The organism is Marinobacter sp. (assembly GCF_052091845.1).
Classification (GTDB): Bacteria; Pseudomonadota; Gammaproteobacteria; order Pseudomonadales; family Oleiphilaceae; genus Marinobacter.
Window position 1 is genome coordinate 22,151 of record NZ_JBQDCO010000035.1, and the last position, 15,987, is coordinate 38,137.

Annotated in this window: 9 protein-coding genes and 1 pseudogene; 7 read left to right on the forward strand and 3 right to left on the reverse strand. The window is 50.2% G+C overall.

Annotated features, from left to right (window positions below):
• Positions 1-139: 139 nt before the first annotated feature.
• Together ACTHYN_RS11935 and glnK are read right to left on the reverse strand one after the other, a co-directional pair.
• Positions 140-1,408, reverse strand: a complete 1,269-nt coding sequence (locus ACTHYN_RS11935) for an ammonium transporter (RefSeq protein WP_441812675.1) — start codon at positions 1,406-1,408, stop codon at positions 140-142.
• Between the two features lie 68 nt (positions 1,409-1,476).
• On the reverse strand, positions 1,477-1,815 hold the full coding sequence (gene glnK, locus ACTHYN_RS11940; RefSeq protein ID WP_071264623.1) for a P-II family nitrogen regulator: 339 nt from the start codon (positions 1,813-1,815) through the stop codon (positions 1,477-1,479).
• A gap of 421 nt (positions 1,816-2,236) precedes the next feature.
• On the opposite strand from glnK, the gene ACTHYN_RS11945 reads away from it, so the two are divergent.
• The 3 genes and pseudogenes from ACTHYN_RS11945 (at position 2,237) to ACTHYN_RS11955 (ending at position 5,374) form a co-directional block, all read left to right on the forward strand.
• Positions 2,237-2,491 (forward strand): accessory factor UbiK family protein, encoded by a 255-nt coding sequence (locus ACTHYN_RS11945; RefSeq protein ID WP_441812676.1) that lies wholly within the window; start codon positions 2,237-2,239, stop codon positions 2,489-2,491.
• Positions 2,492-2,580: 89 nt separating this feature from the next.
• Positions 2,581-3,429 (forward strand): annotated as a pseudogene (locus tag ACTHYN_RS11950) (YifB family Mg chelatase-like AAA ATPase); the annotation flags it as partial.
• Between the two features lie 235 nt (positions 3,430-3,664).
• The gene (locus ACTHYN_RS11955; RefSeq protein ID WP_441812677.1) at positions 3,665-5,374 is read left to right on the forward strand and encodes a hypothetical protein; all 1,710 of its coding nucleotides are present in this window, start codon (positions 3,665-3,667) and stop codon (positions 5,372-5,374) included.
• A 633-nt stretch (positions 5,375-6,007) separates the two neighbouring features.
• On the opposite strand, the gene ACTHYN_RS11960 is transcribed toward ACTHYN_RS11955, so the two are convergent.
• On the reverse strand, positions 6,008-6,880 hold the full coding sequence (locus ACTHYN_RS11960) for a WYL domain-containing protein (protein ID WP_441812678.1): 873 nt from the start codon (positions 6,878-6,880) through the stop codon (positions 6,008-6,010).
• Positions 6,881-7,031: 151 nt separating this feature from the next.
• Between ACTHYN_RS11960 and ACTHYN_RS11965 the strand changes: the two genes are divergently transcribed.
• Genes ACTHYN_RS11965 through ACTHYN_RS11980 form a run of 4 tightly spaced genes read left to right on the forward strand, consistent with a single transcriptional unit; the run spans position 7,032 to position 15,521 of the window.
• Positions 7,032-8,408 carry a hypothetical protein gene (locus tag ACTHYN_RS11965; RefSeq protein ID WP_441812679.1) on the forward strand — a complete coding sequence of 459 codons (1,377 nt, stop codon included), beginning with the start codon at positions 7,032-7,034 and terminating at the stop codon, positions 8,406-8,408.
• On the forward strand, positions 8,409-9,251 hold the full coding sequence (locus ACTHYN_RS11970) for a hypothetical protein (RefSeq protein WP_441812680.1): 843 nt from the start codon (positions 8,409-8,411) through the stop codon (positions 9,249-9,251).
• Positions 9,251-14,473 carry a hypothetical protein gene (locus tag ACTHYN_RS11975; RefSeq protein WP_441812681.1) on the forward strand — a complete coding sequence of 1,741 codons (5,223 nt, stop codon included), beginning with the start codon at positions 9,251-9,253 and terminating at the stop codon, positions 14,471-14,473. Before ACTHYN_RS11970 ends, ACTHYN_RS11975 begins: the two co-directional genes overlap by 1 nt.
• Entirely contained in the window at positions 14,463-15,521 is a 1,059-nt protein-coding gene (locus ACTHYN_RS11980) for a Wadjet anti-phage system protein JetD domain-containing protein (RefSeq protein WP_441812682.1), read from the forward strand. Before ACTHYN_RS11975 ends, ACTHYN_RS11980 begins: the two co-directional genes overlap by 11 nt.
• Positions 15,522-15,987 lie beyond the last annotated feature (466 nt).

Consider the following 15,987-nt stretch of genomic DNA (forward strand, 5'->3'; position numbering starts at 1 on the left):
AAATGCAGAGTGATAGTAGCCGAACCCGGAAGCACTGTCATCTGCCAGCTTCTCAGAACCGACGATCAGAAATGATGCGCGGTAGAATAAGAAGGGGCACCCGTTCAGACGCCCCCTTCTCGACTCTTTTTAAAACCTGTTACTTGCTGGTCACAAACTCCGGATAGGCCTCCATGCCGCACTCCGATAAGTCGACGCCGTCGTATTCATCCTCTTCACTGACTCGTATCCCCATCACCGCTTTGATACCGCCCCAGACCAGCAGGCTGGTAAGAAATACCCAGCCGAAGATGGTTGCCGCGCCAATCAATTGGCCGCTAAAAGTAACGTCGCCGTTAGTTACCGGCACCAGCATTAGCCCAAGAAAACCACACACGCCGTGCGCCGAAATAGCCCCCACCGGGTCGTCAATGCGTAGTTTGTCCAGAAAAATAACGCTGAATACAACGATTATCCCACCCAAACTACCCCAGAGAGTCGCGATCAGCGCACTGGGCGTGGAAGGCTCGGCGGTGATAACCACCAGGCCTGCAATGGCGCCGTTGAGAAGCATGGTCAGGTCCGCCTTGCCGAACAGCAACCGGCCGGCTATTAATGCCGCGATCGCACCACCGGCAGCGGCCGCGTTGGTGTTGAGAAACACCATGGCAACCGAGTTGGCACTGGCAATATCGCCCAGCTTCAGAACCGAACCACCGTTGAAGCCAAACCAGCCCATCCACAGAATGAACGTACCCAGCGCGGCCAAAGGCAGGTTGGAACCAGGGATGGCACGGATTTCACGGTCGGGTCCGTACTTGCCTTTCCGGGCGCCAAGCAACAGCACGCCCGCAAGCGCGGCAGCCGCACCGGCCAGATGAACAATGCCCGAGCCGGCAAAATCGCTGAACCCAAGGTCGCCCAGGTTGTACAGCCCGAAAACGTCCTTGCCGCCCCAGGTCCAGGAGCCTTCTACCGGGTAGATCACGCCGGTCATTACGGCCGCGAATGCGAGGAATGCCCAGAGTTTCATGCGCTCAGCCACGGCGCCGGATACGATCGACATGGCGGTGGCTACAAACACCACCTGGAAAAAGAAATCCGCTGCGCTGGAGTATATTGCACCGCCTTTGAAGCCGTTCTCCCGGGTGGCGAAATTTCCTAGCACGGCTGCGGCATCTGTATGCTCTATGCCGTTCAATAGCAGGGCGCCGTCGTACATGATGGCGTAGCCACAAACCAGATACATGATGCAGGCGGTGGCATAGAGCGCAACGTTTTTAGTGAGAATTTCGGTGGTGTTTTTGGCTCGCACCAGCCCTGATTCGAGCATGGCAAAACCGGCGGCCATCCACATAACTAATGCGCCGCAGATCAGAAAATAAAAGGTATCTATTGCATACTGCAGGTGAAAAACATGGCTTTCCATGGGAATCCCTCCGCACAAGGTACTTCAAGTTGGTTTTTTGCGTTGGTTATCAGGTGATCAGTGCTGGGTTAGACCGCTTCTTCGCCGGTTTCGCCAGTCCGGATCCGGATAGCCTGTTGCAGTTCGGTCACAAAGATCTTGCCGTCACCGATCTTGCCGGTATTGGCAGCTTTGGTGATCGACTCAATAACCTGATCCAGCAGGTTGTCGCCAATGGCAACTTCCACTTTTACCTTGGGCAGAAAATCCACCACATATTCCGCGCCACGATAAAGTTCTGTGTGGCCTTTCTGCCGACCGAAGCCTTTGACTTCAGTGACGGTTACGCCTTGTACGCCAATCTCTGATAGTGCCTCACGGACATCATCCAGTTTGAAAGGCTTAATGATCGCTGTCACAAGTTTCATTGCTTTCTCCTTGGTAAAACCGTCCCAACAGTGAGAGCCTACCGGCCAGTTGTTGAGCTGGGGGTGCCGTCGCTTCGCACGTCAATTGTGCGGATTGCGTGCAAGAGCTTTAGCACTAGGTATGCCAACGCAAAAAAAGTTTTTAAAATTAATGTCTTGAGCAGTTTCGTGATGTTTTGGCGCGAGTCTGAGTGCCAGTTTTCGCACCACAACAGTGCGCTTAGCCAATCCCGGGGCCAGATCGGAGCGGTCTCGGGAGTGGGCAAGACTACTAACTGCTCACCGCGCACAGTATGGCAGGGCTGGCGATGTGATACACTCCCGAACCCCGGCCCGGATACGATTCTTTTGTACTATTTGCGGTCGATGGCCTTGGTCTTTTGGCTGAAGCCAAATATTATTTGAATCAGTGAGGTGATGCGTGAAAGGTCCACAGGATATTTTCGCCCAGTTGCAGGGGCAGTTCGGCCAATTTGTCCCAGACATGGCGCGAGCAGCGCGTGAAGATTTTGAAACCCAGGCTCGGGCTACGGTTATGTCGGTTCTGTCACGTCTGGAATTGGTGACCCGTGAAGAGTTTGATGCCCAGCAGGCGGTATTAATCAAAACCCGCGAAAAGGTAGAGGCTCTGGAAAAAAAGGTTGCTGAGATGGAGAATGCCCCAAAGGCTCAGTAAATCTGAACAATACCCGGCAGGAAGCCGGGTTTCGGTTGGCCGATTACCCTTGGCTCCACACTGATATTTAGAAACCATGGAAGGTTGTTATGCTCGCCGTTGTACACTCCCGCGCCAGTATTGGCATTTCTGCACCTGAGGTGACGGTTGAGGTCCACCTTTCCGGTGGTCTTCCTGCGCTTACAATTGTTGGCCTGGCCGAAACCGGCGTGCGTGAAAGCCGGGAGCGTGTAAGAAGTGCCCTGCTGAATGCCGGCTTTGAATTTCCTGCCCGCCGGATAACGATTAATCTTGCTCCTGCAGACCTGCCAAAAGAAGGCGGCCGTTTTGATCTGCCGATTGCCCTTGGCATTCTCGCAGCTTCCGGACAAATCCCGGCAGAAAGCTTGTCTTCCTGTGAATTCCTTGGAGAACTTTCGCTTGATGGTGTGCTTCGCCCGTTAAAGGGCGTGTTGCCCGCTGTGCTGGCTGCGCGCAAAGAAGGGCGGAGTTTACTTATACCCAATAGCAACGCTGAAGAAGCCGCGCTCGCAAGCCAGGGTGACGTACTTGCGGCTGGCCATATACTGGCCGTCTGTGAACATCTCTGTGGGCGTGCCAAGCTGGTTCCTGTGGCTCGCACTATGCCAGAATCTACAGTGACTGCTGGTGCGCCGGATCTTGCGGATGTGCGTGGCCAGAGTGTCCCTCGGCGGGCGCTAGAGGTGGCAGCGGCAGGTGCTCATAATCTGCTTTTTTTCGGACCGCCCGGCACGGGCAAGAGTATGTTAGCCAGCCGGTTGCCGGGAATTCTGCCAGATCTGAACGACGATCACGCCATGGAAGTGGCCAGTGTGCATTCAGTTGCGGGGCTATCGCTAAGAGAAGGGGGCTGGCGCCAGCCTCCGTTCCGATCTCCGCATCACACTGCCTCGGCCGTGGCATTGGTGGGCGGCGGCTGTCAGGTATTGAAATAGATGAGACAGTTTTAAATTAGGTGAGACAGAGGTATGGTACTTAGCTGGTGCCGCCACTGAAAGCGGTTCAGTTTGGCAGGCAAAAGCCTTCACGTGCTATCTGTACCCGATGAAAAATAAACTATCCTATCGTGTCAAAGTCCTAGAAAGCCCCGTCGATCTTAGTGAGCAATTCACGAAAAACCATTCACCGTTAGTTGTCTGGTGGTACGGCGGTGTGACGAAGAACAAAAAATCTACTCAGCCAAAAGCTACAGTGGTCGTTCGTGAGATATTTTCAGACAGAACTTTAGGGGGTTTTTCGCTTCGAAAAGTGCCCATAACTCTATTGGGACAAGTAAGAATTGGCACGATATGGGAAAACGGGATTTGCACCGAAGAAGTTGAATTCGAAACGGCAGAGTTTGAGGTAAGCTTCAACAGAGATGATTGGCGGTTTACATCATTTTTCAGCCAGCATCAAAAGTCTGAAGAGCTTCCATATCCTCCACACGTTTACCCTCTTATGTACCATAGAGATCGAAATTATTCTCTTGAGTTTCCAGTCTCGGGTGGCGGGAACCTGCTAATCCCGTGCCTAGAATTCTTTTCTAGGTGCTATGGGTCTTCGCAGGAAGTAAAAAGGATCCTGACAACTTACCCCTTTAGGAAAGTAGATGACCCATATAACCGATTTTTTGTGAATATTAGGGTTCAGGAAACAGAAAGCTTTTGGCAAGTTGCTATAAATAATAAATACAAATTTTCTGATGCTGATGCGAGATATTTAGCATGGCTTAAGTATAGTAAATACACTCAGTTATGGGCTAAGGATATTTATGCCCAAATGGATGAAGCTGTAAAGGGTATTGCTGACAATAGGAACGAAAGAATAGTACAACTTAAGATAAGGCCTTGGCATGAGCAAAAAGCCCGAATTCGTGTTAGCGGGATATCTTTCAATAGTGGTCGGTCTTTTCTCGCTTTAAATGTTTTGGGATGTAGCCCACCCTCCAGCCCACAAATAAAAGTTTTCACTCAACAGAATGATCCGAACTCTGAAGCAGGTTGGAGCGGTCATATGATCCCCGTGCCTATCGGGAGCGGAATGCGAGACAACTCCCCTCATAAAGAGAGGCTCGCTATTACAAATGACAGTGACCCCGATCACTCAGGACCAAGGAAGTCTGTCAAGGATCCGGAGTTCGTTGAACTGGCTCATCCAGATAGTGATGTTCTGCCAATTTTAAGCGAGAAGATTAGTTCTAATTCTCGATCCGTGCATGGTGTTTTTTCAAAGGGAGAGGCCTTTGCTGACAGATATTCTTCCGGCGACCGCTATGGGAGTAATAAAGGTGTTGGTGAGATTGAATTGAACGCACCGCTTAAGCTGGAATCGAATGGAGTATTGCTGGATATTTGGAATGCATTTCTGTACCTGAGAGATAGCTTCCCGCTTAAAATCCTAAAAGTCGAATGGTTTACGTTCGCTACGGGATTTTGTGACCGAAAAACCCCTGAGTTAATAGAGATTAAACCATTCAAAAAACACGAGATTGTTCTTGGCTCAGTTCGTAGTTGGCCATATTTATACCCCGGAAATTCGGCCCTTCGTGGTGCGCTTGTTGTTAAGGTTACAGCTAAGAATAAGCCAATCTATGTGGTGGAGATCCAGCGTAGGTGGGTTAAAGATGGTAGTGATGATGGTGAGCATAAAGAGGAGTCTATGAGTGGTCTTTGCTTTACGATAGATAGCCAGGGAGATTTTGAGAGGTTCTTGAACGATGTCTTTTCCAAAATTCGACATAAGCGCGGAGTTTTTAAATCACTTATTGACGATTGTTCGGGCGAAGCCGACTATTTCACACATAAGCACTCAGTTTTGGATAAGGTTAACTATGAATCGGCAGCCAGAAATGCCTTGCGAAAGATGGGCTTGAGATTATGAATTGTCGTTTCAAGATGGCACTGCCCCTCAAGTAGCCGAGACACGGAAATACTGTGTCAACTTGCGCCTCATTTTTCGAACTCAAAGCTGTCAGGGGATAAATTATATGCTAACTTTATGGTGGGTCGGGGCAATTTCAGCTTTCCCGACCAAGTCCGACATCGGATGTCAGGCATACGCGACACCTGCTCAGTGGTGTGACCGGTCAGGGAGAGACTTGGCATCCTTTTTCTCCCCATTTCCCTCGTCAATTCAGTGGCTTTTATACTCTGAAACTTCTTGCATCAGATTGGCGCACTAGCCCAGCAGTTAATCCTCGGTGACCTCACCATAAGTCGGGATCCCTTCGGCGCTCAATGTTGGCTTGCTAGTCGATATGCACACCGTTAAGTAATTTAACGGAGAGATTGCGGTTTTGATGATGCGAAATCGCACTGAGTGACGTCTGGCCAAAGGAATGTGCAGCTATGTTGCCCACTTCTTGTAATCGTAAAATTGGTTTAGAAATTTGCCGATCATGCAATTCGGTCTCAACTCCGCAGAAATAGCATCGATCACAATAGAAAGCAGTACAAAAGCTGCCTGGCTTTAATAGATTTTCATCACCCTGCGCTCAAATGAACAAATAAAGTTTTAAAGAAGTGACCGGATACTTGGGTCAGCTAGGGCGAGGACTTGCTTTGGTGGGCACTCGTCATTATCCAGCCCCATCCCCACCAAAGCGTATAGAAGAAGGGCCTTCCTGCATTTCATTTCAAAACCTGTCTCGTCCATGTTGTAGTCCATTCTGACGAGAGACTTCTGCGCTTCTGATAAGGATGGATGGGGTATTATGTGGATCGGGACAACGGTTTCCCAGTCGTCATCCACTGGCAATTCTGAGTCATGCTGGCGTGTCCTGTCAGCGGTGGCTATCCGCCCTATCACGAAATCGCGGTAGCCGTTACGTGTATGGCAGTAAGCCCTTACGTGCCAGCGGCGACCATCTGAGACTAACGCCTTCGGCGATATCCATCTTTCCAAGCCCTCCGGTTCTTTCATGGAGCGGTAGACAATCAATAGATCGCTTTCTGACCTAATGCATTCCGCGACATTCCTTGCGATAGCTGGATCAACATGGCGATGAATCTGTGGAAGCCATTGGAATATCGACTCTTCACCGGGAAACTGATCTTCGAGAACAGAATGCGCGCTCAACTTGTCTAGGGTGGGTGAGCCAAATATCGGTAAAAAATAACGGCCCGCTACAAAGCATCGTGCGCTGCGGTTGTACAGCATGTTTCGTGGTGCGAGTTCTTGGTAAGCGCCAAAATCTCGTGACGCCACTGATCTATGGATATTGAATGTCTCAGTAAGGTCCTTTGATGTCAGGCTCCCGGACCAAAAGAGACGGGTCTCTATGAAGCGCAACCGCTGGGCTTGGAACCATTCCCCTCTCGTCGGTGACGATAGTGTTACGGCTTTCTCACGCTTCTGCAGCGGTGTTTTTAGTGTTGTTCCTTTCATATTTGTCAGTTAGATGCTCTCGTAGGTGGCATGGCCTACATTGTACCTCACAACGATTCGCTCGTCGCTTAAAGCGGCATGCATTGCAAAGCTAAAAGAATTTGGCGTAAGATGTGTCTGTCGCTTTAAACAACATGGTGAGGCTGAATAGATGATCGGCACGGAGATACCGCCGGAAATACTCATTACTGCGCTAGCTTCGCGATTGGTGGATTTGCAGAGTGCGCGTATTGATGAGGGTGCTGCTCAACTCAATGCCCCCGAACCCACTCCGAATGCCGAACATAGAGCTTATGTGGCTGCTGCGCTGGTGTTTTCATTAGATAAGGCATTGTTGGATGGTGCGACAGAGTTCGTGGGCATTCAGAGTCTTCATCAAAGACTCCAGGACAGCGGATATATGCTCTCAGAGGAACAGCTTAGGTTCTCTGCGCGATTCCTTGGCAGTGAGCGCGAAATACGCTATCTCAACGAAGACAATGAACCTCTAACCACCAGAAATTTGTCTCAGCTGGTCCGCTATCAAGCACGGCAGGATCGCGTCAAGCTGACCATGGCTGGCCAACAATTTGTCAGGATGGTCCGCCACACTGGTGAGTGGCTTTATGCAGATAAGGATGTTGAGAAGCTCTCAATTGCAATTCGTAGCGGGCTATTCTCCGATATTGGGCGACTGTGCGGGGAGATCCAAACCACCTTGCGAATGCAAAATGAACGAATTACGGCATTACGAGAAAACCCCTCGAGCGAAGCATTCTTGTCAGAATACTTGGAGCACCGTGAACACTTCAGCGAAATGCTGGACAGTGCCCTCAAAGCGGCATTGGATGCAAAAGAAATCCTCGGAACCGAGGATACGCGCCGCCGTCTGGAAACCTTCAACTCCGCCCGACCTGATTACCCTATTCATCGTCGCTCACTCAATGATGTTGTGGCCGTTGTGCACCAGGCCACTGAGAGCTTGAGCCGAAACTGGAGCGGGCTACTCAAAGACCTTCAGAGTGATAAACGCCAGCAGATGGGAGTGTTGCGCTTTGACAGAATTCTCGATGCTTTCGTAAACAATCCCCCTACAGAAAAGGCAATGACAGCGTTCTTAGCGGGCTGTTGCGGGTGGATTCAGCGGCCACAAATTATCGGTGTCGACACCATTACTGGGAAATTGAGCCCTGCAATGGAGCCTAAAGAGAAGTCAGACATCGTCTTTGATATGGATCCGGCGGCTGATGAAGCGAATACCGAACTCCAGTCTTGGATTGCCCGTAATGGGCCTGCAATTTTAAAAGCGCTTGAGCAAGGGCCGATCCATTTGGTCGACCTCATCACGAACGCCGGGCTTCCCGGCTGCCCCATACAATCGATAACTGAGTTCGGTGAAGCGATTGGCATTTACTCTATCCATGACGATGAGGAAGAACTATTTCTAGAAGTCGTTCAACTTCCTGAGATGGCTAAGATCGAAGGGTGGGATCACCATATTGGCGTTACTAATGCCGCACTACGCCACCGTGTCCGAGAGGAGAATTAATTGATGACACCGACAGAGATGGGGCTTGTTTACAACCAACTGGTGAGCCAACGCACGATTTACTCTGGAAAAATATCAAACCGGCGTCGCTCAAAGGAAGAAGCTGAAGCGGCTGAAATATTGGATAAGACACGCGGTGACCATGCTGACCTGGATGATTTTCTTGAAACACAAGGTTTGGTCTTAGTTAAGGTTGATCCATTTGCAATTGGACTCGGCATGCAGGGGAGCATCTATGTTGCCCTGAGAAATCCTGCAGTCGTTGCACCGGCCCACCTAACTCCAAATGATGTGTTACAAGAACTGATTGACGAGCGACGTCGCTCCGAAAACAAGGATTCGGCAGCAATATGGGCTTCGTTTCTACTACTTACCCTGTTCTACTTCCTCTATACCCGGGAGGGCCGTTCTATTGAATCGGTCAGTGAATTCAAAGATAGCGCGGTTGATCAAGAAGAATTCATCGAAGAGATCCGTAAACGCATTGAAAAAATGCGTAACGAAGGCTCAGCTGCTGATGAGAAGGAAGGGCGAGCAGCTTTCGTTTACTCAACACTCACTGATATCAAAGATGCCAATCTTGAAGCCCGAGCGCGGTCCTTTTTCAACGCGATGGTGAAACTCAAGGTTCTTGAGCCTACCGAACACAGTGTGAAGGCGGGTGGTGGCGCGGTCTTCCGGCAATCCCTTTGGTCGGCGATAGATACGGCTGAGAACTTCTCCAGGCATCTAGGCCCGATTCAAGCAAACGGCTTAGTCAGTGGAGGAAAGCCTGATGATGTGCTGACGCTGGCTCTGCCAGAGCAAGATGAGACGACACCTATAGAGAAAGGAAACGCATAATGTCTGTCATCAACCGCATGGAAGTTAGCAACTGCATCAATCTTGATAACTACCGCCCGAACCAAAAGGATTGGTCACCCCACTACCCGTATTTGGAAATCAACTTTCGTGGGTTAAGTGCTGCCATCAAAGCAACGAACGGAACCGGCAAGACCACGATTAATAATGCCTACTACGCGCTGGTGACCAGAGATCGCTCGATGACCAGCAAGTTTAAGTCCCGGATGGCTCCAACGCGTAAGGGCATATGGTCCCATTTTCGCTTGGAGATGCTATACCAGACGATGGAAGACAACCTGCGTGGTCCACAATTGTTTGGTATGGAAGCTCCCGGTGAGGCCTGGGTCTTTGGGATGTATGGCTACAGTGATGATGAGGTACGTTTTTATTGTTATCGAGGCCACTTTGAAGACTGCCCTTTGGCACTTAAAGAAGGCCACAAACGATCGCTAATCCACAATGAAGAATTTACTTCAAAGTTAAAGACCCAGACTGATGCAAGCACATCGCTAACAGTCAGTGAATGGAAAAAGTCCATCGGTCGGCATATTGATGAAAGCTTGACTCAGAAAATGCTGGCTTACCATAAAGCTGGTGGTGGTGATGGAACTGACAACTTTTTCAAAGTCGACTCCCGTGCCGGTGAAAACTACGACACCGCGTTCTTTTATAGCCACATCGCTCCCGAGACCTTGGTCGACTGCATGGGCAGCTACGCTGATGAGGATGAGCGTGGATTTGAAGATACGTTGCTGAAGAGTGCCAGGGAGGTCATAACCGCCAAATATGAAGTTGATAAGTCAGCGAAAAAGATAGAGAAGCTGGCTTTCACACACGAGATTCTATCCGCAGCTAAGGGGTATGCAGCAGACCACAGCTATGCTCAGAAGGAATTCGAGAAAGAAGCTCAAGGTGTACTGGCTGAACACCACTTTCTCCGTCAAAGTGTGGTTGATCACCCTCTGCCATTACTACCTGTTGTGATGACGCAAAGCCATCCCCAAACTCAACTCGTCGCAAATAGTATGGTGCTACAAAATGGCGAGTGGTTGTTCCCAGACTACATTCTATCTGAGCTCACTGGCTCGGAATCCAAAGTAATTAACCGGCTCGCCGACAGGAAACGCCTGAGCTCGGAAACCCTGAAAAGGACGCAACTAACTGAAATTCCTTGTCACTTAATGATTCGTCGTCGTGAGGATAAAGGTAAGCCCGGGCGCGCGTACAACCATAGCGAAGCCCTAACCATCTGTGGCGAGTACACGAGCTTTGCCATGGGCTGGTCTCAAGACGCTGCTCTACGTGCCATCAATTACGCATGGGATTGGCGCACGGGAGACGGGGAGCACAATATCTTCCGCAAACTTCGGCGTGAAACCGAATCGTACGTTGAGGAGCTTGGGCAGCAGGTTGGCAAGGATGAAGCCGAGTGGGAAGAGAAAAACACCGAACTCCAGCGCATCAATAATGAAATTCAAGGAATTGAACAGTCCGCTCAAGCCTTGTCGGATATGCGCCAAAGCCAGCTATTTAGTAGTGAAGAGCTGGATTGCCCATCTGCGACTGGGAAAATTATTCGACACCAGCTTGAGCAATCAGTGGCGGCACTAGAGGCGCTAGAAGAGACGTATGTCTCCCTAGAAGACGGTCGAAAATCCTATGCCCGCGTTATCAACGAATTTAGCTCACAATCACCGGTAGAGGCACGCGAAGCACTAAAGAGCGCACTGGAACGAGCAGAAAGTGCAGTTTCGGATGCCAAGCATAACCAGTTCAGCGCCAGGAGTTCTGAAGAGGCTGCTTGTAAGGCGCGCATAGCGGCCCAGGAAAATCTTGACGATTTACGAAGGCAGAAAGGTGATATTGACCATCTTGCGCCACACATGAATAAGTTTGAATCGTTGTTTCCGGGTGAAGATCCGTGTGACCTCGTTGAATCAGTGCCTAAGGAACTCCAGGCTGCAACCTCCAGCAAGGCAAAGCTCGAATCCGAAATAGAACGAGCCGAAGAGCTTCACCGTAGCTTCGCTGACCTTGCCCCTGGCGTTAAGGAATATTGGGCCATTTTCGATCAAGAAAGCCCAATAGGTCTTGCTCAAACGGTGACGCGAGCACTGAGTGATGCCGAATATGAAGTCGAAAAGTCGGCCAGCCAGTTGGAAAGCGCATCCCAAAAACAGGAGGAGCTCGCAGAAGGGCGGATCAATCTGGCTGAGGTCGAGTCGCGTTTCGGACAAGGCGTAAACGTAAAGACATTGGAAGCAGGGCTTGAAAAGCGTGAGAAGGACGTGCGTGCAGCGCTCTTCCGATTAGACCAAGACATTGATCGTTTAGCTCCTATAGTTGCGGATTTAGAGCTTTTCGAACAAACCTTTCCAGGTGCGTCTCCCTTCGAAGTGCTGAAGAATCGAAGCGATCGGCACAACAGTGTTGCGGTTGAAATAAACCAATTTGAAGCTAGCCTGCGTGTCACCAATAACCAGATTGCTAGTCTTGAATCCGGCAGTAGTGCTGCCGGAAGAATTGGTAGCGAAGTACTGGAATGTGTTGGCGGAACGCCGCTTCTTGTACACCAAGTTATTAAAGATATGGCGTTGCCAGTTGATCGCGAAAGCGAGTTAATGGCGCATTTTTCCCATGTACTGCATAGCCCAGTTTATACTGACTCTGAAGAGGCTAGTCGAGCACTGACGTGTCTGGATGAAGCTGGCCTTGAAGCGCCTATATTTTCACTCGTTGGGCTACAGGACTTTTGTCAGACAGGACGCCTGACTTTGGGCGAAGGCGCAGTTCGTGGATTGTTGGCAGGTATGCACACCCCGCAAGTTCAAGCCCTCCTGGATCCATCAATGGTTCCCGACCTTATTCGAGGTCTTCAAAGTAAAGCCTCCGATATTGAAAATCAACTGGCCCTGCTGGAAACAGAGCTAGCGGACCTTATGCCTGATTCCGAGATGGGCCAAATTATTTCGCGGGCTCATCAAGCGGTTCGAGAGGAGGCGAAACTCACGCTGGCAGACGTAAGAGAAAAACACCGAGCTACGGCTGATGAGTTGGGGTCGATAGAGGAACTCCGATCTACCGATACCATTCGCCGCATTCGATTGGCTGTCGCCTATGTGGAATTGGGTGGTGATCTGGCTCTTGAACAACAAAAAGCTGAAGTTTTGCGGCTCCACTTGAAGATAAATGAACTGAATGTTGAGCTACCAAAGCTCAAAGCGAGGGCTTCTGAGGCTGCGTTGTCTGCAATCCAAGTGATGTTGGACTTCTTAAAATTAGGCGGTGATGAAGGAAGGGGCCGGAATGCTGAGACGCTTCTCAATGCCAAACGATCCTTGGAGAACATTAGCGAGAAATTGCCAGCACTAAAGTCTCGCTATGAGCATCTTTCAATCATCACCAGTGCCAAGCAGTTTATTGAGTTGGGTGGCTGGGAAAAAGCTCAGGTGCTGGTTAGTCGTTTAACTGAGGCTACCGACGCTCTCAGAGATGCTAATCAAGCTGAGACCTTTGCCAGAGAGCGTGTTGAAGAAGCCGCTGCGCGAGTCGATACAACCAGCGGCGAGCTGATCACAGCGTCGAACGCAGAGTCGGCTTGGAAAGGCGATCTATCTCGGGCAATCGAATTTGAGGACAAAGGTGGCGTATCTTTTGACGCATCGTTTGAGGAGAAGAGAGTTCGCGAACGTAAATCGATTGAACGCGAAGACAAAAGGTCGCGGTTTGAGTTCGATCAAGCTCAGCAGGCCGCTGATGCTGAAAGCGATCAGTTCTTTCATGACAACAAAGTAGTAAAACGCGATACGTTGCTGGAAACGCTCAAGATGCTGCGCATCCGTATAGCGGATCACCGCAGCGACCAAGATACGGCAAGGAAAAAGATAGATATACACCGACGCGCTGCAGACAAAGCTGACGCTGCCGCCAAAAGGGTTCTCGATCAATGGAAAGCAGTCCGTAAAATTACCGCGGACTTGCCACCTTGCCAAACAGCTGTTTCTGGATCCACGAACAACGTCTTCGTCGAGGATAGCCTGCACATCGCCTCTGATCTAAGAGACGCATTTATTGAAGAAAGGTGGGATGACGCCTTAGGGAGGTTAGACGATCTGGCGGAAAATGCTGAAAGCTTTCCTTTGAGCCAGCGACAGCAAGCAATTAATGAACTCACAAAGAGGCGCCAATCAGCTTCGAACAATTTAAAGAAAGAAGTTCGCAAAATTTTAGATACACGAGACAACGGGCTTTCTGAGGGTGAAATAGAAGCGCTATCAGCCCCCCCTACTGAGACTGACCTGACCCAATCTGTGTTGAGTTTGTACCGCCTTATCGATGCGCATCTTGTGAAAGCGGAGGAAAAGCACGGGTTAAATGAGCAGGACGTAGAGGCAAATAAACAGCGGATGCTCGACTCCATGGCCGGGTTCACCGGCAGCGCACAAGATAATTTTGATCTACTGAAGCGAGTGATGAGCACACGAGGTGGCGGTGCCTCAATTAGAGTCTCCGGTACCGTGATTGGCTTGGAAGGAATGAGAGAAACACTTAACAGCCTTGTGGACGAAATTGACATCCAGCTCAGCCGTAGGCGGGAAGATCTGGAGACAGGACGGGGTGCCAAGGAGGGTGAGCGAGCGTTCAATGACCGCTTGCGAGAGATGATTCGCTCAGAGTTTTATCGTGCGGCTTTTCGTGCACCGGAATCTGGTGAAGCATCTGGTCCCAGAGTGTTCTTCAGCCACCCACAAATAGGTGGTGGCCGAGACATCCCCCTCTCAAGAGACGTATCTACCGGTCAATATAACGCGCTAACGCTTCTTATCCTGGTGAAGCTTGCTGATTTCTCGATGCGCCGCGATGCGCGTAATGAATTTGATGGACTGGCAATCACACGAGCAAAGCGATTGTCCTCTGCGCGGACTGTCATGATTGATGGCCTTTTTTCTAATCTAAGCGACAAAAAAATGATCCGAGAGTCGCTGAGTGTGTTGCGATCACTTAAAGGTAGCTTTCAATTAATCGGCTGGATACACAATCAGCAATACGACAATGATTACGAGCTCTTCCCTGCTTGTGTGAGCATTCGCCGTACTGGCTTGAAGCGAGGGTATGTATTAGCTGAGAACGCGGATGCTCCCCCTCTGACCGGAACCGAAGAGATTGCAGCGATGGAGACGCATATTACACCGATGACAGCCGAGAACAGGAATGATGCCTGAACAGCGCGACTTAGTTGAAAATTTTATTCGCAAAGCCGCTCAAGGGGGGCGACCGCTAAAACCTGGGAGGCTGCTCGAGAGAATCGCCCGTGGCACAGGGCTGTCAATAATTGACATCGAGGCATGCCTGTCAGTATTAGCTAATGACGGACTGATTGAAGGCGTGAGCCGCAATGGGCGCCCCGTGAAAATGGTTCACTGGAAGGGCGCATCGTTTGTCGAGATCAACCCTCTGGCTACGACAGTGTTAAATTATTTCAGGGATCGGAGTATTGCTGTGCCCGACCATAGCTGCTTAGCGCTGTCGAAAGCGCTTGACGGCCTCGATGCAAACGATGTTACACATCTCTTAGATGGCCTGTGTGATTTGCAAAATCTTGATGATGACGCAGTATTCTCCTCGGCTCGCCACCTTCTTGGATCAGCGAAAGCTCTATATGGACTCTCTTCTGCAAGTAAGTTTTTGGAGGCCCTGCCAAATCAGGAGGTCGGTGAAATGTATGTCATAACTGCTGGCCCAGTCGACCCCCAGGCAGTTCTTTTGATCGAGAACCTTCGGTCATTTATGGCGTTTTCTGACTCTCATCACGTTGACAAAGTCCTGGGTATCGCCAGCTACGGCTACGGTCTTGCCATGCAGAATTTTGCGACACATCTCCATGCAGGCAAAGTGACGGCTTGCCCGTCTCGGGGCCAGCGACCGGACCTTAAAAAGCTGATACAAACGAAACCGGTATTGTTCTGGGGAGATCTAGACCAGGAAGGGCTTCGCATATTTGAAAGTCTGAGGCGTGGCATTCCCGGTATATCGCTGAGCTCAGCTTATGCGGATATGGAAAAGCTATTGCTGCTACCCCGACGCAATCATCCTTATCATCGACTTTTCGAGAAAGCGAACCAACGGCAAGCGAAGGGAGCTACTCCTGAAGTAATTCATCTCAGTGAAGTTTCTCGTGAACGGGCGGTAGATCAGGAAGCGTTAGGTCATGACCTTAATTCAATAGAGCTTGCGGAGCCCTACAAGTTGGAGCGCTTATTGTCGTCATAACAAACACCATAGCGCTTCGTCCAGGAGGTACATCATCTCCGCAAGGAGATGAATCATATACCCCGTAGTTTTTACCTCTAGGGCGGCTTTAGAAGCCGTCTCCCGCTGGCAAAATAGAACAATGAAACACAGTACCAGAACAGTATCCTTCTTGATTGTGATCCTTCTTGGGTCGCTCAGTCATACAGCGATTGCCGACGTAGTGAAAATGTCGACCAGCGGCCTATGCCACCCTCCGCAGAGCAGCTGGTATGAACGAACACAAAACTATCGGGCCTTCGAATCGCTGGATGACTGTTTAGGTGCTGGAGGCAAGTTGCCCAGAGGTGTAACACGGAAAACCACATTGATTGCCTCGCAACAAACTCTGGCAATGGAAAAAAGCTACGATCGCTCTGCCTTTGGGCATGGTTGAGGGTTGGCAGACAAACGTGAAAAATTCCCCAGAAATGCTCCCAACCTGTTG

Coding starts and splice junctions, on each gene's coding strand:
- ACTHYN_RS11975 (WP_441812681.1), top strand. CDS start 9,251: ATGTCTGTCATCAACCGCATGGAAGTTAGCAACTGCATCAATCTTGAT.
- ACTHYN_RS11935 (WP_441812675.1), bottom strand. CDS start 1,408: ATGGAAAGCCATGTTTTTCACCTGCAGTATGCAATAGATACCTTTTAT.
- ACTHYN_RS11960 (WP_441812678.1), bottom strand. CDS start 6,880: ATGAAAGGAACAACACTAAAAACACCGCTGCAGAAGCGTGAGAAAGCC.
- glnK (WP_071264623.1), bottom strand. CDS start 1,815: ATGAAACTTGTGACAGCGATCATTAAGCCTTTCAAACTGGATGATGTC.
- ACTHYN_RS11980 (WP_441812682.1), top strand. CDS start 14,463: ATGATGCCTGAACAGCGCGACTTAGTTGAAAATTTTATTCGCAAAGCC.
- ACTHYN_RS11965 (WP_441812679.1), top strand. CDS start 7,032: ATGATCGGCACGGAGATACCGCCGGAAATACTCATTACTGCGCTAGCT.